Source organism: Pseudoflavonifractor sp. BSD2780061688st1 E11 (assembly GCF_005844125.1).
Classification (GTDB): domain Bacteria; phylum Bacillota; class Clostridia; order Lachnospirales; family Lachnospiraceae; genus Sellimonas; species Sellimonas catena.
Genome location: NZ_SPHM01000004.1, coordinates 126198 through 149324, shown reverse-complemented (window position 1 = coordinate 149324; position 23127 = coordinate 126198). Strand labels below are relative to the sequence as shown.

General features: G+C 44.4%; 21 protein-coding genes and 3 pseudogenes. 1 reads left to right on the top strand and 23 read right to left on the bottom strand.

Going from position 1 to position 23127, the window contains the following annotated elements; all coding sequences use genetic code 11:
* Positions 1-534 (top strand): annotated as a pseudogene (locus FGQ85_RS18270) (hypothetical protein); the annotation flags it as partial.
* An 84-nt stretch (positions 535-618) separates the two neighbouring features.
* Here the strand turns inward: FGQ85_RS18270 and FGQ85_RS03270 are convergent.
* From FGQ85_RS03270 to FGQ85_RS03170, 23 genes and pseudogenes are all read right to left on the bottom strand, one after another.
* Complete coding sequence (locus tag FGQ85_RS03270) at positions 619-1749, bottom strand: aldo/keto reductase (protein ID WP_138372642.1); 1131 nt, start codon at positions 1747-1749, stop codon at positions 619-621.
* Between the two features lie 183 nt (positions 1750-1932).
* On the bottom strand, positions 1933-2625 hold the full coding sequence (rplA, locus tag FGQ85_RS03265) for a 50S ribosomal protein L1 (RefSeq protein ID WP_087166679.1): 693 nt from the start codon (positions 2623-2625) through the stop codon (positions 1933-1935).
* 60 nt (positions 2626-2685) lie between these two features.
* Positions 2686-3111: a 50S ribosomal protein L11 gene (rplK, locus tag FGQ85_RS03260; protein ID WP_024731653.1), complete on the bottom strand. Its 426-nt coding sequence runs from the start codon at positions 3109-3111 to the stop codon at positions 2686-2688.
* Between the two features lie 54 nt (positions 3112-3165).
* On the bottom strand, positions 3166-3681 hold the full coding sequence (nusG, locus tag FGQ85_RS03255) for a transcription termination/antitermination protein NusG (RefSeq protein ID WP_087166678.1): 516 nt from the start codon (positions 3679-3681) through the stop codon (positions 3166-3168).
* A 36-nt stretch (positions 3682-3717) separates the two neighbouring features.
* Entirely contained in the window at positions 3718-3918 is a 201-nt protein-coding gene (secE, locus tag FGQ85_RS03250) for a preprotein translocase subunit SecE (RefSeq protein ID WP_087166677.1), read from the bottom strand.
* A 23-nt stretch (positions 3919-3941) separates the two neighbouring features.
* On the bottom strand, positions 3942-4091 hold the full coding sequence (gene rpmG / locus FGQ85_RS03245) for a 50S ribosomal protein L33 (protein ID WP_087166676.1): 150 nt from the start codon (positions 4089-4091) through the stop codon (positions 3942-3944).
* 193 nt (positions 4092-4284) lie between these two features.
* On the bottom strand, positions 4285-6420 hold the full coding sequence (locus FGQ85_RS19090; RefSeq protein ID WP_087166675.1) for a double-cubane-cluster-containing anaerobic reductase: 2136 nt from the start codon (positions 6418-6420) through the stop codon (positions 4285-4287).
* Positions 6417-7556, bottom strand: coding sequence for a helix-turn-helix domain-containing protein (locus FGQ85_RS03235; protein ID WP_138372641.1), 1140 nt, complete (start codon positions 7554-7556; stop codon positions 6417-6419). The genes FGQ85_RS19090 and FGQ85_RS03235 overlap by 4 nt, the downstream gene beginning before the upstream one ends.
* A 120-nt stretch (positions 7557-7676) precedes the next feature.
* Entirely contained in the window at positions 7677-8837 is a 1161-nt protein-coding gene (locus tag FGQ85_RS03230; protein ID WP_138372640.1) for a MalY/PatB family protein, read from the bottom strand.
* Positions 8825-10105 (bottom strand): M20 family metallopeptidase, encoded by a 1281-nt coding sequence (locus tag FGQ85_RS03225; RefSeq protein ID WP_138372639.1) that lies wholly within the window; start codon positions 10103-10105, stop codon positions 8825-8827. Before FGQ85_RS03225 ends, FGQ85_RS03230 begins: the two co-directional genes overlap by 13 nt.
* A gap of 60 nt (positions 10106-10165) precedes the next feature.
* A complete protein-coding gene (locus FGQ85_RS03220; RefSeq protein ID WP_330680088.1) occupies positions 10166-10927 on the bottom strand; it encodes an amino acid ABC transporter ATP-binding protein in 762 nt (253 codons plus the stop codon).
* 1 nt (position 10928) lies between these two features.
* Positions 10929-11765 (bottom strand): transporter substrate-binding domain-containing protein, encoded by an 837-nt coding sequence (locus FGQ85_RS03215; protein WP_087251808.1) that lies wholly within the window; start codon positions 11763-11765, stop codon positions 10929-10931.
* 79 nt (positions 11766-11844) lie between these two features.
* The gene (locus FGQ85_RS03210; RefSeq protein WP_087166670.1) at positions 11845-12507 is read right to left on the bottom strand and encodes an amino acid ABC transporter permease; all 663 of its coding nucleotides are present in this window, start codon (positions 12505-12507) and stop codon (positions 11845-11847) included.
* Between the two features lie 399 nt (positions 12508-12906).
* Complete coding sequence (locus FGQ85_RS03205; protein WP_138372638.1) at positions 12907-14259, bottom strand: hypothetical protein; 1353 nt, start codon at positions 14257-14259, stop codon at positions 12907-12909.
* A gap of 96 nt (positions 14260-14355) precedes the next feature.
* Positions 14356-14859, bottom strand: coding sequence for a CarD family transcriptional regulator (locus FGQ85_RS03200; RefSeq protein ID WP_087166667.1), 504 nt, complete (start codon positions 14857-14859; stop codon positions 14356-14358).
* Positions 14860-14962: 103 nt separating this feature from the next.
* The gene (locus tag FGQ85_RS03195) at positions 14963-15715 is read right to left on the bottom strand and encodes an arginase family protein (RefSeq protein ID WP_087166666.1); all 753 of its coding nucleotides are present in this window, start codon (positions 15713-15715) and stop codon (positions 14963-14965) included.
* A gap of 4 nt (positions 15716-15719) precedes the next feature.
* Positions 15720-17147, bottom strand: a complete 1428-nt coding sequence (locus tag FGQ85_RS03190; protein ID WP_255396370.1) for an NAD(P)/FAD-dependent oxidoreductase — start codon at positions 17145-17147, stop codon at positions 15720-15722.
* 234 nt (positions 17148-17381) lie between these two features.
* Complete coding sequence (locus FGQ85_RS03185; RefSeq protein ID WP_347563038.1) at positions 17382-17894, bottom strand: hypothetical protein; 513 nt, start codon at positions 17892-17894, stop codon at positions 17382-17384.
* Positions 17891-18019 carry a hypothetical protein gene (locus FGQ85_RS19085; protein WP_330677541.1) on the bottom strand — a complete coding sequence of 43 codons (129 nt, stop codon included), beginning with the start codon at positions 18017-18019 and terminating at the stop codon, positions 17891-17893. The genes FGQ85_RS03185 and FGQ85_RS19085 overlap by 4 nt, the downstream gene beginning before the upstream one ends.
* 143 nt (positions 18020-18162) lie before the next feature.
* Positions 18163-18555: pseudogene (locus FGQ85_RS18700) on the bottom strand (oligopeptide/dipeptide ABC transporter ATP-binding protein); the annotation flags it as partial.
* A gap of 102 nt (positions 18556-18657) precedes the next feature.
* A pseudogene (locus FGQ85_RS18695) lies at positions 18658-19698 on the bottom strand (Gfo/Idh/MocA family oxidoreductase); the annotation flags it as partial.
* A gap of 18 nt (positions 19699-19716) precedes the next feature.
* On the bottom strand, positions 19717-21939 hold the full coding sequence (locus tag FGQ85_RS03175) for an alpha-galactosidase (RefSeq protein ID WP_138372636.1): 2223 nt from the start codon (positions 21937-21939) through the stop codon (positions 19717-19719).
* 15 nt (positions 21940-21954) lie between these two features.
* Positions 21955-23124 carry a PLP-dependent aspartate aminotransferase family protein gene (locus FGQ85_RS03170; protein ID WP_138372635.1) on the bottom strand — a complete coding sequence of 390 codons (1170 nt, stop codon included), beginning with the start codon at positions 23122-23124 and terminating at the stop codon, positions 21955-21957.
* Between the last annotated feature and the right edge of the window lie 3 nt (positions 23125-23127).

Sequence of the window (23127 nt, the reverse complement as noted above, 5' to 3'; positions counted from 1 at the left end):
GTGGTATTCTATAATGGACAAAGCGAAGAATCGGAATACCGGGAATTAAACCTTTCAGATTCCTTTATGAAATCTGCGTTTACGGAACAGGCGGCACTGGAATGCCGGGCACTGATGCTCAACATCAATCTTGGGCATAATCAGGAACTTCTCGAAAGCTGTAAGGTTCTATGGGAATACTCCTACTTTATAAACGAAGTAAGAGAAAACCAGAAACAGGGGCTTGCCATAGAAACAGCGGTCCGGGAAGCGCAGAAAAGCTGTATTGAAAAGGATATCCTGAAAGAATTCCTGGAACAAAACAGCGCGGAGGTGAGCGATGTGATCCTGGAAGAATTTGATCAGGAAAAATATGAGGAAGATCTTCGGCGGGAAAGCTGGGAAGATGGCAAAATCGCCGGCATGGAAGAGGGTAAAGCCTTGGAAAAGAAAGAACTGCTGGTCAATCTGTACCGTAAACATTTGCTGACTTTGGAACAGGCCGCAGAGGAGTATGGGACAACAGCAGAGGAGTTCCGAAAATTTTTATTGTAATGTAGAGACGATTTGGCATATTTCAAAAACCGGAAGAAATTCACAAGATGAGCGTGCATTTCTCCCGGTTTTTCATTCTCTTCTTTATGCTTTCAGTCTTGCCGAAAAGTCTGCCATTGCCTCGGAAATTTTGATCTGCTGCGGGCAGACTGCTTCGCAGCTTCTGCATCCGATGCAGGCGCCCGGCTGTTTGTCTTCCGGAACGGCACTCAGTGCCATCGGCGCAATGAAGCCGCCTCCTGTAAAGCTGTGTTCATTGTACAGGCTTAACAGGTTCGGGATATCAAGACCTTGTGGACAGTGGCTGACACAATAATGGCATGCGGTACACGGAAGTGTGCCGTCCAGCATTCCGTTTGCCACACACAACAGCTTATCCATCTCTTCGTTGGAGAGGGGTTTTTCTGTCTCAAAGGTGCTGATATTATCCTGAAGCTGTTCCATGTTGGACATACCGGACAGGGTTACTGTCACTTCCGGAATAGACTGGAGGAAACGGAAAGCCCATGCCGGGATTCCTTCATCCGGCCGCATGGATTTTAATATTTCTTCTTCCCTGTCTTTCAGTTTGGCAAGTTTTCCTCCTCTGAGTGGCTCCATAACCCAAACCGGAAGATTGTATTCTTTCAGCAGTTCTACTTTCGCCTTGGCGTCCTGGAATGACCAGTCAAGATAGTTGAGCTGGATCTGGCTGAACTCCATGCACTCTCCATATGCTTCCAGAAATCTCTTCATGACATCATAGCTTCCATGTGCAGAGAATCCCAAATGACGGATCCGTCCGTTTTCTTTCTGTTTCATCAGATATTCGTAGATTCCATTAGAACGATCCAGATAGGCATCGATATTCATCTCGCACACATTGTGGAACAAATAAAAATCAAAATACTCTACCTGACATTTTTCCAGCTGCTTTTCAAAAATCTCTTCTACTTTGTCCATGTTGGAAAGATCGTAACCTGGGAACTTCGTAGCAAGATAAAAGCTTTCCCTTGGATATTTGCTTAACATCTTTCCTATGACCAGTTCAGAGTTTCCATTATGATATCCCCATGCAGTATCAAAATAGTTGACACCATGCTCCATCGCATAAGCCACCATTTCCTCTGTTGCCTTCTCATCGATTCTGGCATCGTCTCCATCGATTACCGGAAGACGCATTGTACCAAGTCCAAGGGCAGACAGTTTCAGGCCCTGAAAATCTTTGTAAATCATTTTGTTACCTTCTTTCTTCCTATTATAAACAATCCATCGGCTGCCAGGTCCGTGGTTAGTCGGACTCTTTAATTCTATTATAAAATCTTTAAAATAAAACCGCAAATTGATTTCAGTTATAGAATTGTATAACAAAAAGGAATCCTGCTTTTGCAGGATTCCCCTTTATCTACGCAAATCTGATTAAGCTAATTTAGCCGGATTTACTTTTACGCCAGGTCCCATTGTAGATGTGATTGTTACACTCTTCAGGTACTGACCTTTTACAGCTGCCGGTCTTGCTTTGTTGATTGCATCAATAAGCGTCTGGAAGTTGTCCGCTAACTGTTCTTCTGTGAAGGAAGCTTTTCCAACCGGTACATGGATAATGTTTGTCTTGTCCAATCTGTATTCAATCTTACCAGCTTTAATGTCCTGGATGGCTTTTGTAACGTCCATTGTTACTGTACCAGCCTTCGGGTTCGGCATTAATCCTTTTGGTCCGAGTACACGTCCCAGACGTCCGACTACACCCATCATATCCGGTGTAGCTACAACTACGTCGTAGTCAAACCAGTTTTCGTTCTGGATTCTCGGGATCAGATCTTCTGCTCCAACGTAATCTGCTCCGGCAGCTTTTGCTTCTTCAGCTTTAGCGTCTTTTGCAAATACAAGGATACGAACCTTTTTACCTGTTCCGTGCGGAAGTACTACCGCACCACGGATCTGCTGATCTGCGTGACGTCCGTCACAGCCTGTTCTGATATGAACTTCGATTGTCTCGTCAAATTTAGCTGTTGCAGCTTTTTTAACTAATGCGATTGCTTCATCTCTGTCGTAAAGATTTCCTCTTTCAATCAGTTTAGAAGCTTCGATATATTTCTTTCCTCTTTTCATCTTATAACCTCCTAGTGGTAATATCGGGAGCGAGCCCTCCCACATTTCTAACGTTTACAATTAGTCAACTACTGTAACACCCATGCTTCTGCATGTACCAGCGATCATGCTCATAGCAGCTTCTACGCTTGCAGCGTTTAAGTCTGGCATTTTGAGTTCAGCGATTTCCTGAACCTGAGCTTTTGTGATCGTAGCTACTTTTGTTTTGTTCGGAACACCAGATCCGGATTTGATGTTGCAGGCTTTTTTGATCAGAACTGCTGCCGGCGGTGTCTTTGTGATGAAGCTGAAGCTTCTGTCATTGTAAACTGTGATAACTACAGGGATGATCAGATCTCCCTGATCAGCTGTTCTTGCGTTGAACTGCTTTGTAAATTCTACGATGTTAACTCCGTGCTGACCAAGAGCAGGACCAACCGGAGGAGCCGGTGTTGCCTTTCCAGCAGGAATCTGTAATTTGATATAACCTTCTACTTTTTTAGCCATTATATTGTACCTCCTTGTGGTATTTGCGGGGATTTCCCTCCCACTTCATTTACGTTACATTTTCTTGACATCTGAAAAACCGATCTCAACCGGTGTTTCACGGCCAAATAACTCAACATTGATTGTAACACTCTGCTTTGGCGTATTGATCGCCTGAATGACTCCAACAGTGTCAGCCCATGCGCCTGATACGACGCTGACTGTATCGCCTACCTCAAAGTCCACAACAATATCTTCTTTCTTGATTCCAAGCGGCGCCATTTCCTCATCTGTGAGCGGTACCGGCTTGGATCCCGGTCCTACGAACCCGGTTACGCCCCGTGTATTACGTACAACATACCAGGTGTCGTCATTCATAATCATATGAATCAGTACATAGCCCGGAAACAGCTTTCTCTGGGCAGCTTTCTGAACTCCGTTTTTGAGCTCCACTACGTCCTGCATCGGAACCCTGACTTCCAGAATCTGGTCTTCCAGGTGTCTGTTTTCGATTGTCTTATCAATGTTGGCTTTTACCTTATTTTCATACCCTGAATAAGTATGAACTACATACCATTTTGCCGTTGACATATTAATCACCTTTCTTACTGTCAGGTCATCAGTTTCTTAGCGAACCAAGAAATCGATTCCGAATGTTAGAAGCGCATCGACTACCGAGATAATCGCTCCCAAGATTACAGTAACAGAGACAACTGCCACCGTTTGTTTTGCAAGAGTCTTCTTGTCTGGCCAGATAATTTTCTTAAACTCTGCTTTCAAGCCTTTGATTTTGGAAGGCTTCTTTGCTTTCGTTTTAGAATCGCCCATAACATCCGCTCCTTCTCAAACGACTATTTCGTTTCTTTGTGTACTGTGTGAGTTCTGCAGAATCTGCAGTATTTCTTTGTTTCCATGCGCTCCGGATGAGTTTTCTTATCCTTTGTCATGTTGTAATTACGCTGCTTACATTCTGTACATTCTAATGTAATTCTTGTACGCACAACTTCCACCTCGCTTTTTTTTACTTCTTTTTTACTGGTTACGCGGCAGTTTGCGAAGCTGCCTGATTTTAGGCATAAAAAAAAGACCTATACTTCCATTCGCCATATCAGAATATCACATGGCCAAGTGTGAAGTCAAGTCTTTTCCTTATTTATTTACAGTTTCCTCACAATTTCTGTCTGTTTTCCTAACTTACATGTTTTTTACTTTTTTCATTTCCATAACCATCAGAAGTCTCTCGCATTCTGCACCGTCTTTATCGTCAATTCCAATCATATCATTCAGCTGGACAATTCTCGGCATCAGCGTATTTCGATGAATTCTGAGTTTTGCTGCCGTCTGGGCGGCATTTCTTTTCATCTTCAGGTACCAGTACAGTGTTTCATACAGATCTTTCCCTTTTTCTTTGTCCTCCTTTTCCACACACTCCAGCTCATCTACGTACAGATTTTCTTTTTCGATTCTTTTTCCAATGTAAGTAACTGCCAGATCGTGATAATAGTCCTCCACGAGACAGACTTTCCTGCGTTCTTTTTTACTTTTTATAATAGAAAATACGTACCTTTGTAGTTCCCTGTTCTTTTCTTTGCTCTCAAAGGTCTGAAATCCGTTTCCTATTAGGATTTTACCATCCCTTTCTTTCATCAGTTCTTTTACTTTCGCAGTCATTCTGTCCCTATCTTCTTTTCCGTCAGTTCCGGAAATAAACAGTTCCTTTTTGCCTTCCCTCTGCACTTTCAAAAAAAGGTCCTGTTCTTCATTCAGCATCCTGAAAATCTGATCCGCATTTTCCTCCATATCCGTGAGAATCCAGATAAAGTCAGGGCGTTCTTCTTCGTTTCTGTCTCTTTCACAGTCCACACGATAGCTTTGTATGATAACATCCAGCAGTTCTTCTACTTTTTCTTTATCCGTTTCCGAAGTCAGATATCCTGTTATTTTTCCTCCTTCCGGCAGCTCTCTTATGCAGCTTTTCAAATCTGCCGGTTTTTCACCTATACAAAATACTTCCTGATTACCAGGATCCGACACACATAGCGCAACCCCGGTATATCTCCATATTTCTTCCAGAATTTCCCTGCGAGACTTTCTTTTTACAATTCCTTCCAGTATGATTTTATAGCAGTAATTAATATCAAAATTTGCTTTCATTTCGGTGGTCTCTCTGCGCTCCGGCTGAATCATTTCAAGGAAAGCCGCCATTCTGGTAGAGATCTGCGCTGTATCCGCCTGAGAGTAATCGGTCTCCACAGCCAGATACGGTAGATGTTTCTCCTCGTTTACAAATTTTCGAATATAAAATGATTCTACTCCTGTCGAATGGCATCCGGTCAGAATCATTTCAACTACTCCGTCTACATGATACTCATCAATAATTTTTCCAATCAAATCGATACGATGATCATTTGGTGTCATGATGGAGCACCCGGTGGAAAGATATTTCCGGGCAATTGCTTCATAAATATCCTCCGCATTCTCATCGACCATGGTCCCCAGTGTCCTGACTCCGCTGCAGTTTTCTATCGCAACTACTACACCGCCATTTTCCTCTATTTCGCGGATAACTTTCATACTGTCTCCCCCGATCGGACAGCCGGTCACAAGAATCCTCGGTCGTTTTTCCAGATGCTTACCCTGTTTATATTCCTCCAAAATCTTATCGTGCACTCCATTTACCACCTCGGGAGTAGAAGAAAAATCAAATCGGTATTTACTGCCCTGTACCATTTTCTGAATATCCTCTCCTGTAACCGGAGCAGGATCCAGTTTCATCACATCACAAAGATTTTTGAGAGCAGTACGGATGCGATTATTCAGATGAACAGCATCCCTGAGCATTTGCTCCGTTATCACGACATGAAAGAACTCTTCAAAATACTCTTTTGTCCGGACGACCTCTTCTCTCCAGAATTTCACTCCCCGCTCAGACTGGCTGTTTGGCAGCTCCATTACATAGACAGGTTTGAATTCAGACATCATTTCAAACATTTTTTTCTTTCCATCACACGTTGTCTCGCCGATTACAAGATCCGCGAAATGAAAAAAGGGACATTTATCTTCCACCGCAAATCCATAACTGGATTTGACGAGAGGACAGATACTTTTAGGCAGATCTCTCTCTGCTGCCGCTACTGTCTCGTTAGCATAGGAGCACAGTCCTACCGGAATCGCTCCTACTGCCATCGCAAGTTCTGTCGGAAAATATGCGCAATACATTCCTACTACTGGGATATTTTTATCTTTATATTCTTTGATTTCCAGAAACGCCTTTCGTCTCTGTTCTCCAAATTCTTCAAATATTTCCGGTAAATTCTGAATTACTTTCATCGTTCTTTTCTTTCTCCTGTTTTACGCCTTACCATATCATGCATCATGATGAACGCTAATAAATCCCATGAATTTTCGGTGTCATTCAAATCCACTTCCAGACATTTTTCAATCTGTTTCAATCTGTATACAAGTGTGTTTCTGTGAATATGAAGTTTTTTGGCTGCCAGTGTAATATTATTTTCACATATCAGATATACTTTTAGCGTATGATAAAGTCCCGTATGTTTTTCTTCATCTTCTTCCAGCAGCCGCTGAATGGAGTAGTCCATCAGTCCGGCCTCCTCAATTAAAGGAGTCGCATAACTGTATATTCCCGGAATAAACCATTCCTTTTCCTGTCTGATTCCCTGTTCTCCCGGTACAGACTTGCCGGATCGTATGATACGTGCCAGAAGATGCTGTTTTGCTCTGCAGAGATGCCAGTCCGAAAAAAGCTCGCTCACACAGCCGGTAAGCTGACATTCATCCATTCTTTTCCGGATTCTCCCTGCACTCCTGTCCGTCAGTTTACAGAACAATACCCGGACTTCCCATTCATTCTCATATACATATGCGGAACTTCCATTGTCTCTTAAAAATCCGGAAAGACCGGCAGCAGTATTCCCGCTTTTTAAAAACAGGACCGCCATATACTTTCCGCCTTGCAATTCTTTTACCTGCCCGGTATCGATATCGTCTTCCATCATTGCCCATGCAATAATATGTCTTCGAAGAGACTGATTATACAGATACCTTTTCTGTTCCTGCGCAAAAAAACGTTCTACGATTTTTGCTAAAAACCGCCCCAGTTTCTCAAAAAACTCTCCGTCTTTCATATCCTCGCATATGAGCAGCACATATCCTGATACTTTCTTTTTATCATAAATCGGTTCTGTATAAAGAGTGCTTTTTCCGACCTTCTTTTTTACAAAAAACAGTTCGTATCCGTTCCATGACAAATGTCCTTTCCGAAAAAAGGAAAATGAGTTCTTATCCCCTCCAAATCCGGCACTTGCCATCAACCGTCCGCTCCCTGAAATAAATACGACTCCTTGTTTCGTATATCTGTAAATCCGTTCTGCTATATTATTCAGGGACAGATTTTCAGCCATTGCTTCAAAAATAATCTTATAACAGTCATTAATGTCATACATGTTTCTCACTCCATTTGCGGAATATTATGTAATGTACTGCCCCGGAATGTCAAATTGAATTTTTCCACGAAATCCATAGAGCGCTTCTATCAGCCTTTAAATCCATGTATTTTTCATGCATCAGATAAGATTTAAAACCAGTGCATCCACACCTTTTTCTACATTTTCCATGGAAGTCGCAAGATTCATCCGGATATATGTTCCGAACCGTTCTCCGCCAAACCAGTCTCCATAATCTACAGCTATGCGACATTTCCCTTGAATCAGCTCTTTCATATTCTCTCTGCTGACATAAGCCCCAAGATCAATCCAGCACAAATAGGTTCCTTCCAGCGGTGTCACAACCGCATCCGGAAGTTTCCGGGCAAGCTCATTTTTTACATACTGATAGTTATCCCATATTTTTTTGAGAACATCTTCGAGCCATGTTTCCCCGCCTTCATACGCTGCCTGTGCCGCAATATAGCCGAAGGCATTCCCGGAAATGACACGGTTTGCCGTCGTGTACTGATCCCACAGATTTCGGAGCTTTTCATCCGGAATAATTACAAGCGAATTCTGTCCGGCTGCCAGATTGAATGTTTTTGATGGGGCAGCCAGCATAATCATATGATCCTGATACCCTTCAACAGACAGAGACGGAATATGTCTGCTGCCATCAAAAATCAAGTCCTGATGAATTTCATCCGAGATAATATAGACCCCGTACTTTTTGCATATCTTAAACAGCCTTGCCAGTTCTTCTTTCTTCCACACACGCCCGGCAGGATTGTGCGGCGAACAAAGGATAAATAGCTTTACCTTGTTATCTACAATTTTATTCTCAAAATCCTCGTAATTAATCGTGTATTTCCCTTGATTAGTGATCAGATCCGAGCAGATCAGTGTCCTGTTGTTATTTTTCACTGCATTTAAAAACGGGTAATATACCGGCGTATGAACAATCACGGCTTCCCCCGGCCGAGTTAGTATCTGAACAAGCCAATGGAAACCGGCAACCACACCCGGAGAAAACCTGATCCATTCTTTGTCTACTCTGAAATGGTGCCGTTTTTCTTCCCAGTCTATGAAAGCCTGATAATAGGAATCCGGAATTTTATAGTATCCGTATACCCCCTGATCTACATACTTCCGCAGCGCATTTATCACACACTGAGGGACCTGAAAATCCATATCCGCCACCCACATGGCGTGAAGTCCTTCCTCTCCGAACATATTGCTTTGTCCATCCCATTTATTACAATTCGTATTTCTTCTGTCTACATATTTTATTTCTTCCACTCTTCTGTACCTGTACCCTTCTCTTGTTTTTGTAAAATGCCCATGCACCCATAGTAGCCAAGTGCCGCAAATACTCCTGCTGCTCCTTTTAAAACGTGATCATCAAACCGATACTCCGCGCTGTGAAGTCCCGGAATCTGTTCTTTTTCTTTGGGCCGAATTCCGATAAAAAGGTAGACAGCCGGAACGCGGCTGCTGAATTCAGAAAAATTTTCTCCTCCCAGATGGTCATGCTCAATAAAATACACTTTATCTTCTCCAAGAATTCCTTTTGCTGTTTTCTCAGTTCCTTCCATCAGATCTACCGCATTGTGCACAGCTCCTCCATGTATCCGGATATCCGCCTTATATTCTGCACCTGCCACATGGCAGACTGCCCTGACTTCTTTTTCCAGTTCTTTCCCCATTCTCTTTAATACATCCATATTCGCCGCACGCATTGTGCCACCAAATTCACATGTCTCCGGAATCACATTGTGGATTTTCACATCTCCAGCCTGCATATAGGTTACAGAAAAGACCTTTGCTTCTGTTCCGGATATTTTTTTTGTCAGAACAGACGGCATATGCTGGTAAATCTCAATGGCAGCGGCAATCGGATCTATTGTCTCTTCCGGCCAGGAAGCATGCCCCTTTTTCCCCATGATTTTTATAGAAAATCCTCCCACACATCCGAATGCGTATCTTCTCGCGATTCCTATTTTCCCGCTTTCCACAGACGGCCATCCATGCGCCGCAAATGCCATGTCTACTTTTGGGTTTTCCAGCACCTGATCTTTTTCAATCAATGCTGTTGCTCCCTTTCCGACCTCTTCCCCGGGCTGAAACACAAACTTAACACATCCGCCCCAGTTGTCCCGGATGTCTGAGAGAATTCTGGCAGCTCCAATGAGCCAGGCCGCATGGCCGTCATGACCGCATGCGTGCATACATCCCGGATGTTCTGAACGATATGGAAGTCCTTCCGGCTCCTCTACCGGCAGTGCATCGATATCAGCTCTCAAAAGTACGGTTTTCCCATCGGGAAGTTTACCACGCATAATTCCAATCAGTCCGTATCCTTCCGCCGCATGTTCGATTACTTCCACCCCCGGAATCTTCTGAAGTTCTCTTCGGATAATTTCATACGTCTTCGGAAGATACACTCCTGTTTCCGGCACCTTATGCAGCTCTCTCCGGATCCGTATGAGTGTCTGTTCCTCCTTCTCCGCCAGATATTTGATCCTTTCTTCCATGTCAGGACTTTTTTCAAATAATTTTTCTTCCACTGTCCGTCCTCCTCTTTTAGAAAAAGACCTGCACCAGATCCGTGCAGGCCATCTCTCTATCTACTTTCGATTTACAAAATTCAGGAACTGCCGAATCCTCGGATTTTCCGGGTGATCAATAATTTCCTCCGGTGTTCCATCCGCAGCAATCTGCCCTCCATCCATAAAGAGGACGCGGGTAGCTACTTCTCTGGCAAACCCTACCTCATGTGTCACCAGAATCATAGTCGTGCCTTCTTCCGCAAGTTTTTTAATCGTATTTAGTACCTCACCTACCAGTTCCGGATCCAGTGCAGAAGTCGGCTCATCAAACAGAAGAACATTCGGATTAACCGCCAGTGCTCTTGCAATTCCTACCCTCTGCTGCTGACCGCCGGAGAGTTTTGAAGGATAGAAATCCTTCCTTTCCAGCATTCCTACTTTTCCTAATAATTCCAGGGCAATTTTTTCCGCTTCGGCCTTTGGTTTCTTCTGAACCTGTGTCAATGCTTCCATTACATTTTCCAGAGCTGTCTTATTTTTGAAAAGATTGTAGCTCTGAAATACCATAGAAGAATGTTTGCGAAGTTCCAAAATCTCCTTCTTCGTGTGATGCGCGGCATCTACTGTAACATCACTGATGGAAATAACTCCTGATGTCGGTTCAGTCAAATAATTCAGGCACCGAAGCAGTGTGGATTTTCCGGTTCCGGACGGTCCAAGGATTGCAATCACTTCATTTTTATTGATTGTCAGGTTGATATCCTTCAGTACTTTTGTATCACTGTCAAATTCTTTATAAAGGTGTTCAATTTTTACAAGTTGTTTTTCTTTCTCCATCATATTACTCTTCCTGAATCAACTGTGTCATGTCTGCATACATCCATTTTTCTGTGATCTCCGCAATGGTTCCGTCATCCAGCATTTCCTGAATCAGACCGTTTAATTCATCACAGAGTTCCTTTCCTTCATCTGTTTTCGGAAGGAAATAGGCAACATTATTCGCCAAAAGCTTTTCATCAAAGAAACGGAAATCAGCCTCTTCGTTATTATGCATAAACTGGTTTACGTTTGTAGTCGTATTCGCATAAGCATCGATTCTGTCAAGCATCAGATCGTTCATTCCTACTGCGCTGTCTTCATAAAGAGTGACTGTAAATCCATACTGCTCTGCGAGGCCCTGAATAATGTTCTGTGCCGCCTGTCCATTAGTACATCCTACAGTCAGACCTTTCAAGTCCTCAACTGTCTGAAGATCTTCGTTCTCATTATTTACGATAATACACTGTGCATCACCATAATATGGGATTGTCGCATTATATTTCTCCATTCTTTCGTCTGTCACAGCTGTACAGTTTGCAACAACGTCTGCACGTTCTGTATCCAGTTCTCCCCACATTGCGTCGAATGCAGCCTGTTTTACTTCTACATTCCATCCTGTCCGTTCCTCAATTTCGGCCCACATATCGGAATCAATCCCTGTCCATGATCCATCATCTGCCAAAAGGGAATACGGTTCTCCAGTTCCGGCCGTTACAACAGTTACTGTTTTTTTATCATTCGTTTTCTGATCAGAGGATTTATTGGAATCTGAATCAGAACCCGATCCGTCCCCACAGCCGCCTGCCGTAAGAACCACCATCATCGCTGCCATTATTGCTGCTAATACACGTTTTTTCATAATCATTACTCCTCTTCTTTCTAAGTATCATGTTTATCTCAACGGCACTCCGTTTAAGATCCCATAAAACAGCTGAATATTAATACATACTTGCGCATTTTTTCTCCAGGAACTTGTGAACAATTCCAAGTATAAAAACAATAATCCAGTAAATCAGCATAACCGCCGCATAAATTTCAAAATAACGGAATGTTTTGGCTCCTTCAATCTTGGCGGCTCCCATAATATCCGGCACGCCGATCATAAATGCCAGTGATGTCATTTTAATAAGATTGATGACATCGTTAAAAAGCGGAGGCAGCGCAATCCGCACAGCCTGTGGAATAATAATACGGACCACCAGCTGAAGATTGGTCATTCCCAGAGAATATGCAGCTTCTTTTTGTCCTTCATCTACAGAAAGAAGTGCACCACGGATGCTTTCTGACATAAAAGCCCCCATATTCAAACTCATAACTACCGCTACCGCCACCAAAGGTGTCATATTTTTTACAAAGTTGCTGTACAGCGCAATTCCATAATAGAAAAAATACAGCTGTGCCACAACCGGTGTTCCTCTCATAACCGAAACATACACTCTGGTAAGCTGGCTTAAAACAGGTACTTTATAATAGCCTATGACCGCAATCACCACACCTACCAGAAGTGCAAAAATCGTTGCCGCAATCGTAAGCTCAAAAGTAACGTTTACCTTGCTCGCTATAACAGGAAGCACTTCCATAAAATAACTTACTTTGAACATCGCACTTACTCCACTCTTTCATAATTAATATTTTACATACCTCTTCATTTTAACTTTTATCGCAAAATTTTCATCATGATTATTCTACAAACTCAATTTTTATTTTTGTATGTTTCGCACATTTTCTATAACTTCCTTTTTTCTTATTTGTTTTTTCTATAATTATGATCCAATTAGAAATATTGCCTGTTTCCATAACAAAGAGTTGCGCTTGCGGAACTCTTGCACCGAGCGTGGTCGCTTTAGAGGCAAGCTTCTGCTTTGCGCGAGTGCGCATCCCGCGAAGCGTTTTTATTTAACAGGGAACAAAGTTTCCTGTTAAACAAAAAAACAGCCTGCTCCCAGTGCCTGAGAACAAACTGTTCTTTTATTTTTACTGTTTTTATCTATGAATGTTAATCACAAAGTTTCTTTTTTCCCCTGCCATACCGGATTACTGTAAAACAGCAGGCCTTTCTCCGGATGGAATGCCTCAACTCTCGCCCAGTTCCACTCTCCTTTGCGGAACCGGATTTTCTCTTCTGCTTTCCACCCGCTCTCTGTCTGTACCACGTCCATACGGATTCTCTCTCCGTTATGTATGATATAAACTTCCGGCTTCCTGGCTGATTCAATGTAAATGCGAATATCAATCTTCCTGTTCTGTTCCGGAAGTTCATCTCCCGGAAGATACTCTTCTCCTTCTGACCGTATGTTCAGTTCTGAATTCCTGTTTTCCGCCAGAACCATATGACCTTTTTTAATATTTTCCAGAAAGATTTCCGGTGTAAGTGCCTCGCAATGTATCAGAGTTTCTTTTTCTTTTGTCCCCCAGATCCGGTATCCTTCTCCCCATAACCTGTCCAGAAGTACCGATGTTTTCGCGAATTCTTCCATACTTTTTCCGATTTCCATACAGGTCAGTGACGAAACCGGAATGGCATCCTCTTTCCATTCGCTTCCTTTCTGAAACGGATGTTCCAGATTCAGAATCCATCCTCTCTTTACCGCTTCCCGAACTGTCTCATAAAGATACTGTCCGCTCTCTTTTGTCCCTCTGCTCTCTATCAGTTCTTCCAGACGTTCCGGCATCTTATCAATTCCGATCAATCCTATGTCTCCGAAACAGGATGTAAGTTCCACGCCCGGGACTGTCATGACGGAGCTGTCCTTCCAACCTGTCGCCACCACATTTCTCTCTGTCGTGACATAGACATCGACGCCATCTGCTTTCGCTCTCTTTACAGCCTCCCGGATCGTATTTTCCCCGCCGGACATCCGGGTACGTGTATGAAGAGCTCCGAGATACCACCCTGTCCTGTTGCTGTAAAACTCCTTGCTGTTAAAATATCCAAGCCATAACTGCTCGCGATAATGCCGGTCAACCCAGACTTTTGATCCCATTGTTTCCTGCAATTCTCGCTTTTCTCCGCTGATGCAGATCCGCAGCGGTATCGTCTCACCTTCGGGAATCGTCTCGAAAAATTCCGGAAAAAGATACAGGCAGATTTTCCATCTGCCTGCTCCAACAGGTCCCGGGACGCCGCCCGGAGACGTGTGGGAAGCATGTCGTGCAATCGTAAAGTCTTCCTCTCCGTATCCGCACATACGTAAAAGCCGGATCCTGTTCTTTTCATCTCTGATCACAATATATCCGGCCCAGTCTGTTTTTGAAGTGATTGTCATTCGTTTCATTGCCTTGGATATTGTGATCGTTTCTTCCAGTTTTGCCGGTGTTGACCGGTTTACAAAAAATGTAATTGTTTTTTCCATGATTCGTGCTCTCTTTTCATACAATTTCTTATCAGTATAAGAGAACACGGTTAAATTCACCCCGCCTGTTTCGTTAAATGCGTGTAAAACGCGGGACTATTCTTCACCTAATTTTTCTGAAATAAAATCTTTCACCTTACCGCTCTCGATCTCCAGAGCCGCAGCCAGCTCATCATAAAGCACATGTTCCGCTGTCCGGAAATACCGGCTGTCCGCCGCTGTCAGATGTTTCCCCTGTGCTTCCCGTTCCTGCTTTCTGCGATAGATGGTCTTAATCAGACTGACCAGCTTTTTGCAGTCGCATGTCTTAAGTGCGTTTTTATAAGTCTCTTCACGCTTCCGCTCTTCCGTAATCCCAAGTACCGCAATTTCCTTCATTTCCTCAATCAGCAACAGAGCCTCCTCTTTACTGATAATCTTTCTCATCGGTATCTTCTGGCTGTCTACGGGAGCAAATACTGTACTTCCCGTCTCCCCAAAGGGAATCAGGGTATAATACAGCCTGTCCTTATCTTTTGCCACTGTCTCCAGCGGCCCGATCTTTGTGATCCGACAGACGCCATTATGACCATATACAACATACTCTCCAACTTTAAACATGCGCTCACGCCTTTCTTTGCTCAATCAATCCCTTTCGTTACCTATTTATATATAGTATAACATTTTTTTCCATTATAAATAAGGCATGAATTGCAAATTTCTCTCAGCATTCCAGCAGATGAAGTAAACTACCATTAATCCGGTCGTCCTGTTCCATTTCCTTCCTGCCTGCTTCTTCCAGAATAGAACCGGTACATTCTCCACAGATATCTACACCTATCACCTGCTCATGAAGCAGAATCTGATAAATTACCTTTTTCAAATCCGCAAGTTTCATTTTCCCCTGATTCCAGTTTGTCTTCACCTGCGAAGGATCCAGAATATCCTTGTCGATCGTAAGATACACCGGCACTTCAATATGTTTCTTCCGGAATTCCTCCCAGATGCGGTCATGCACCACAGCCTCTTCATTGTAGGCGGCAATTCTGTCTTTGTATTTTTCCGGAAGACTTTTTACAAGTTCCTCTTCCGCTCCAAGCAGAACGATCTTTCTTACATGCGGATTTTCGTCCAGCACCCGCGCAGCCCAGCATCCGCAGGAAAGCAGATTTTCAAACAGAGATGGCTGGGCATCCGGATGATGATCGATTAAAATAAGGACAAACGGCTCCCTGATCTTATCGGTCCAAAGTTTTGTCATATAGTGATAATTTCCGGAGTCAATAAAGTGAATCCCTTCCGGCGGAAGTTTCCTTATCCGCTCTTCCAGAATCTGCTCCGCCTGTTCATCACAGTAGCAGTTTGTCCCGTGGATATCTCTGCAGTCGATCCAGCAGATTTTTTCGCTCCGGTAAAATGTCTCTTTCTCATAAATGCCAGTAAAATTCATCACCACCGGCCTGCCGTCCTGCCTCATGCGATCACTCCTCCGCCTGTTCCATCTTGTTCAGAATACACCTTGCTGTATAAAGGCCGTTAGCCGATGCCTGCTGAAGGCCTCTTGTAATGGCTGCTCCGTCTCCCATTGCACGGAGGCCTTTTATATTTGTCTCAAATTCTTTGTCCGTTACAACCTTATTGGAGTAAAATTTGACTTCCACTCCATAGAGCAGTGTCTCATCACTTGCAATTCCCGGAGTCACCTTATCAAGGGCTTTGATCATTTCATCAATATCAACCATGATTCTGTGCGGGAATACCAATGAAAGGTCTCCCGGCACTGCATCTTTCAAAGTCGGAATCAGGTTGTTTCTTACGAGACGCTCTGATGTTGTTCTTCTGCCGCGCCGGAAATCCCCGTATCTCTGAACGAGAATTTTTCCATCACAGAGCATATTCCCAAGCTGCGCAATGTGTTTTCCGTACTCAATCGGAGTTTTAAACGGTTCGGTAAAGTTCTTTGACACCAGAAGAGCGAAATTGGTATTCTTTGTCTTCATATCTTTTGATTTATAGGCGTGCCCGTTCACAACCGCAAGTCCGCCTTCATAGTATTCTGTCGCTACTTCTCCGGATGGATTTGTACAGAATACACGCACTTTATCGTCAAATGTCGGTGTATAGTAGACAAGCTTCGCTTCATAGAGCTTTTCATTTAGCTCTTTCATAATCTCATCCCGGACCTCTACACGGACCCCCACATCAACCGTTCCATTCTGCGTTTCAATCCCATGTTCCTGACAGATATGCGAAAACCATTCAGAGCCTTCCCTGCCAACGCCTGCAACGATCTCCGGCGCATAGAAGGTTTCTCCTTTCTCTGTGACCACTCCGACTGCTTTTCCATCCTCTATAAGAATATCCTGAACCATCGTCATAAACCGGATTTCTACATTAGTTTCCTCCAGATGCTTCTGAAGTCTTGTATAAATCTTGTATCCTTCTTCTGTACCAAGATGCCGGATCGGGCACTCAATCAATTTCAGATTTGCACGGATGGATTTTGCACGGATGTCCTCGATCGCCTGCATATCATCCAGACCGTAAACCTTTTCATCTGCTCCGAATTTCAGATAAATGCTGTCCGCCTCCCGGATCAGCTCTTCCGCTTTTTCATAACCTAAAATGTCCGGAAGAGTCCCTCCGACTTCCGGAGAGAGAGAAAGTTTCCCGTCGGAAAATGCTCCTGCTCCTGCAAATCCTGTCGTGATGGAACAAGGCTTACACCCCATGCAGACTTTCGTCTTTCTCTTTGGGCATGTCCGTTTCTCAATCGAACGTCCTTTTTCCAGCATCAGAACCTTCAGATCCGGCCTTTTCTGCATCAGCTCGTACGCGCAGAAAATACCTGACGGTCCTGCCCCGATAATAATCACGTCATACATATTTCTTGTCTTCGCCATATTCAAGTACCTCCGATTCTTTTGCAGTTTTCCTCCTCTTTTATCATAATACCCTTTTTCGGAAAACTCAATTCGCTTTTAAATTGAAATAGAATTCCTCTGTATCATTAATTGAATCTCTGCCGATTCGGCAATTTTGATATGTAACATAGATCTGAGACTGTCGATATGCAGCTATGAATTCACTGTGATACCGACAGTCAAAAATGAATCTCTTTTGCGGCTCAGAATGACCGCTGATTATCTGCTCTGAATTACCTCTTCAAATGCCTCAACAGATCCCGCTCGAAGCGCTGTCTGAAACCAGCTTTTCAAAACTTCCAGATCTGTTTCTTTTTCAATTTTTTCCTGAAGTTCGGAAGGAATTTCTCCATAGGCATTTATAGTTTCCAGTAAAGTGTACTTTACTCCTTCTGTTTTTCCGGCGTTCCTTTCGTCTCTCAGCATCTCTTCCAGAATCATAAACCTTGCCTCCATTTCCCGGCTTTTCTTCACATCCACGATAAATTCCTGTAGCTTCTGTACATATGAATCTGCAAAGTTATTCTGACTTTCTTTTAAATCTGCTTTTACAAACGCAAGAAATTTCACCAGCTTTTCCGGAACTTCCGCCGGATTCTTTCCGCAGGTGCTCAAATAGATGATTTTTCTGCCGTCCGGTAACTGGATGTCTGGCACTTCTTTACATATATTCTGGAAACTGTATCGATATTTTGCCTCTCCAAATGGGTCAAAATCGCATACAAAGATCACATAAGTATTAGGAATCTCTGCATATTCTCCAGAAATTCTTTGCAGTTCTCTTCATTCACCATGACTGCTCCGAAAAGAAAATTGTCCTTGATTGTCAATTCCTGTAATGTTTTCTTTTTCGCCATATTCTTCCTCCATATACAGAGGAATTCTATGCCTTTATTATAAGCCCGCATCGGGAAAAAATCTATCCCTTGTCTTTTTATCATAGAAAAAGGAGCAGCTTTCACTGCTCCCGTCGGGGTTTTGCAGCCCCATCTGTCCGTCCTTAGTCGAACAGATGGCATGCTGCGAAGTGTTCTTTTTCGATCTCTTTTAATACCGGTGTTTCGTTTTTGCACCTTTCTGTAGCATATTTGCATCTGCTTGCGAATCGGCATCCCGGACCGCAGTTGATCGGGCTTCCCACTTCTCCTTCGAGCGGGAGCACAACCTTGTTTTTCTCCTTCTCCGGATTCGGGATCGGAATCGCGCTCAGAAGTGCTTTTGTGTATGGGTGCTGCGGGTTTGCGTACAACTCTTTACTTGACGCAAGTTCAACGATATGTCCCATATACATAACGCCGACACGGTCGGAAATATGTTTCACCATAGACAGATCGTGTGCAATAAACAGGTAAGTCAGGCCAAGTTCTCTCTGAAGCTTGACAAGAAGGTTGAGACGATTATCACCTCCGGCATGTCCGCTCATGTCGCCTTCTGCGACCTCAAAGCTTACCGGTGTCCTTCCAAATTGTGTCAGTATTACTTTATTCTTTCCCAGATTTCCTTTGATGTCTCCTTTTGTTCCGCAGATATGGATGGTCCGCCCACCCTCTCCTGTAAAGGCTGTCATCTGGAAATCTACCGTAATTCCATCTTCAAATTCCATGTTGACGACCTGATGATCAACTACATCGTTATCGCATGCATAAACGCATCTGCCGTAAGGTCCGGTTTTAAGCGCTTTCCGTACTGCCGCCTCCGAAAGGTCATTCGGTGTCAGCACACAACACGGCCAGGCTGCATCTCCGGTCTTTCCTTCCCGGACTACAGTCCGGATTCCTGTGCGTTCATTTGTAATATAAATCTTCTCTGCATCATACGGACAGTCAGCTTTCGCCAGGCATCCGTCCAGGCATCGCTTTGCAGCGCCCTCCGGTGCCTTTTCCGGCCTGAAGAGATACAGCCCTCCATAAGAAGAAACTTTTTTGCACTGTTTCCCAAGGAGCCAGACAAAAATATCCAGATCATGACAGCTCTTTGCAAGAATCATCGGACTCGTCTCGTCTGTCCTTCTCCAGTTCCCTCTCACATAACTGTGAGCCTGATGCCAGTAGGTAACCTGCTCCATCGCCTGAATTGAAACAACTTCCCCAATAGCTCCGCCTGCAATCAGTTCCTTAATCTTTGAATAAAATGGCGTATAACGGAGTACATGTCCAACTGCGACAATTCTCTGATATTCATGCACTGCCTTCTGAAGACGCCTGCATTCCTCCGGATCCGGTGAGATTGGTTTTTCGCAGAGTACGTGATATCTCTTTTTAATCGCATTTACCGCCTGCTCTACATGCTGCCGGTCCTGTGTCGCAATCACCATCACATCGGCAAGTTTTGGCTGCGCCAGCATTTCCTCCGCGGACGAAAAGCATCTGTTCTCCGGCAGACCGTATCGCATTCTGGCTGCTTCGCGTTTTTCTTCCTGTGGTTCGGCAACAGCTGTAACCTTCATTTCTTCCGGGCTTACAAACTGGTAATTTCCATAGATATCATTTCCCCTGTTTCCAAGTCCTGCAATTGCACATGTAATGATCTGTTTCATCTTCCCATATTCCCTTCCTTATGACTGTGCTGTCAGTTCAAAAAGCCGTGACTGATAATCTCCCTGTCTCTCTTTTTTCTCGCGGATACCGCTTGCATAATCCGAGACTGCCATTCCTGCCCGCATCAACTCATCTCCGCATGCTTCCAGGCCTGTTTCCTTTATCTTGTAACAGAGGTTTTCGTCCAGACCTTTCAAAGTCAGCCGTTTCAACGGCGCATTGGCAGGCTGCCTCATACGGTAATATCCTGCCAGTGCATGCCTTTTATCTTCTGAAACGACCATCCACGCCGCCTCGTCTCCTTCAAACGGGCTGATTAACCGGTAAAAGGTTCCATCCATAACCAGTTTCCGGATTCGTTTATAATATTGAATCTGCTCTTTGACCTCTTCTTTTTCCTCTTCTGTCAAAGTGTCCAGATCCATTTCATAACCGAAACATCCAAAGTATGCCGTCTCCGCTCTTGTGGAAAGCGGCGTGTTTCGAAATGTCTGCTGATTCGGGGCCTCCGATACATGGCATCCCATGGAACTCAGCGGGTATACAAAAGAAGTTCCGTACTGAATCCGAAGCCGTTCTACCGCATCCGTATTATCCGACGTCCAGCATTGCGGTGCATAGTAAAGCATTCCAGGATCAAATCTGGCCCCGCCGCTCGCGCAGGATTCAAACAACACCTCCGGGAATTCAGATGTAAGACGTTCATACAGGCGGTAGACGCCGAGAATATGCCGGTGGAACAGTTTTCCCTGCTCCTCTGCTTTTCTTCCCTGCGAGAATGCCTCCGAGATACTTCGGTTCATGTCCCATTTGATATACGATACAGGGGCGTCCTGTAAAATCCGGGAAATCCGGTCACCGATATAATCCACCACTTCCTCTTTTGAGAAGTCCAGCACAAACTGGTTCCTTCCGTGGCAGGCTTCCCGGTACGGCACCCTGATCACCCAGTCCGGATGTTCCTCATAAAGTCTGCTGTCTTTATTTACCATTTCGGGCTCAATCCAAAGTCCGAATTTCATTCCCATGTTTTCTATCTTCTCCGCCAGTCCGCGGATTCCCCGCGGCAGTTTCTTCGGATCAGGATACCAGTCCCCGAGAGACGAAGTATCGTCATCTCTGTGTCCAAACCAGCCGTCATCAAGCACCATCATCTCAACCCCGAGTTTCCGGGCTGTTTCCGCGAATTTCAGAATTTTATCTTCTGTAAAATTCATAAAGGTGGCTTCCCAGTTATTGATTACCACCGGTCGGACACGATCTCTCCAGTATCCTCTTGCAAGACGTTTGCGATAAAGCCGGTGAAATGTCCTGCTCATCTTTCCGAGTCCCTCTCCGGAATAAACGAGTACCGCCTCCGGAGTCTGGAAAGTTTCGCCCTTTTTCAGTGTCCAGGAAAATCCTTCCGGATGAATCCCGATCATGGCTCTTGCCACTCCAAATGTATCCACTGCTGTCTGTCCCAGGAAATTTCCGCTGTAAACCAGGCTGATCCCGATTGCTTCTCCGGCATCCTCTGTCGTCTCCGGCCGCTTCAGTGCAAAAAATGGATTGAACTGGTGGCTGCTGTGCCCGCGCATACTGTAAATAGCCTGAATTCCCTCGTGGAGAGGTGCTGTTTTCACATAACGTTCTCTTGCCCATGCCCCGGTCAGCTCGACCATCTCATATCTGTCGTCCGGCAGATCCAGATTCAGGCTCATGGCACGCTCCAGCACAATGCTGCTCTCTCCCTCATGGACAAATCTTGTATTTCTGATAATTACCGGCAGATTTTCAAAAATCGTGTAGGAGAGAATTATCTTTGTATTCATCACCCGGTCTCTCAGGTAGATCTCCAGTGTTTCTGCCTCCTCATCGGATTCTGTATAAACAGCAGGCAGCCCTTCGAGTTTCCTCTTCCCTTTCAGAATCACATAGTCTTCAAACGTAAATTCTGTAATACGGCTTCCGTCTTCCTGCAGAATCTCATAGGCAGGTTCTCTCATATCCCCGTGGCCGTAGGAAGGATATTCCTGTTTCAGATATTCCATGGAGAATGTCCGGTCACCCTCATAAGTACAAGGCGCCATATCACGCAGGGAATACTCAATCAGATGCTGGAAACTTTCCCGGTCTTTGATTCTCTCTCCATAATAAATCTGTCCTGGCTGTCCGTTTCTCAGGATACAGAAAATGTAACTGATCTCATTATTATAAAGATGAAACTCTTTTGTATTTTTATGAAATATGATCGGCATGTCTTCTCCTCTCTATCAGAAAACCTGCTGGAAAGCCTGTTCCAGATCTTCAATCAGATTTTCTGTCCCTTCCAATCCGCAGTGGATGCGGATTACGTTTTGTCCGGCTCCCATCTTCTTACAGGTTTCTTCATCTTCCCTCGCGTAAGGCATCATCACCAGACTTTCGAATCCTCCCCAGGATACTCCGATTTTAAAAATCCGAAGCGCCTGGCAGAATTCTTTTGCCTCCTGCGTTGTACTGTCCAGTTCAAAGCTCAATAGTCCGGTATGTCCTGACTGCTGTCTTTCGATCAGTTCGTGCTGTGGATGGGATGCAAGTCCGGTATAGTGTACCTTCTTTACTTTGGGATGCTGTTCCAGATACTGTGCTGCAGCAAGTGCTGTCTTTCCGTGTTCCTTTACCCTCACATCCAGAGTACGCAGCCCCCTCATCATCAGCCAGCCTTCCATCGGTCCTATAATACTTCCGATCTGTTCCCGGATTGTCCTTACCCGTTTTCCCAGTTCCGGATCTTTTACCGTCAGGGATCCTCCGATAATATCACTGTGTCCTCCCAGATACTTGGATGCGGTATGCATTACAAAGTCAGCTCCCAGTTCCAGCGGATTCTGGTAAATCGGTGTGCAGAATGTATTATCGATATATACAAGGGCTCCTTTTGCATGAGCCGCTTCAGCCGCCTTTTTTATATCCTGAACTCGAAATACAACAGAGGAGGGACTCTCCAGCATCAGCAGCTGTGTATCATCCTCCAGAACCTCTTCAATCTCTTTCGGATCATCCCCGTCAATAAAAGTCGTCCGGACATTCATATGCTCTCTGCAGTAATTCTGAAGAAAATCTTTCAGCGGGCCATAGGCAGTGCGGATGCAGACTACATGTCCGCCGCAGGAACATGCAGTAAGAACCGCCGCTGTCGCTGCCGCCATTCCGGATGAAAACACGTAGCTTTCTACTCCTTTTTCAAGTTCGGTAATCTTTTCTTCGAGAATTCTTACAGTCGGGTTCTGGACACGTCCATAACAGTACGTGTGTTTATCCCGCTTATCCGAGTCATAGTACTCGTCCACTGTGGGAAAAATATTTAATGAATTCATAAAAACCGGCGGAACGATCGCATTAAAATACTGATCGTATTCCTCCCCGGCATGTGCGAGTATCATACCTGTTTTCTCTTTCATCGC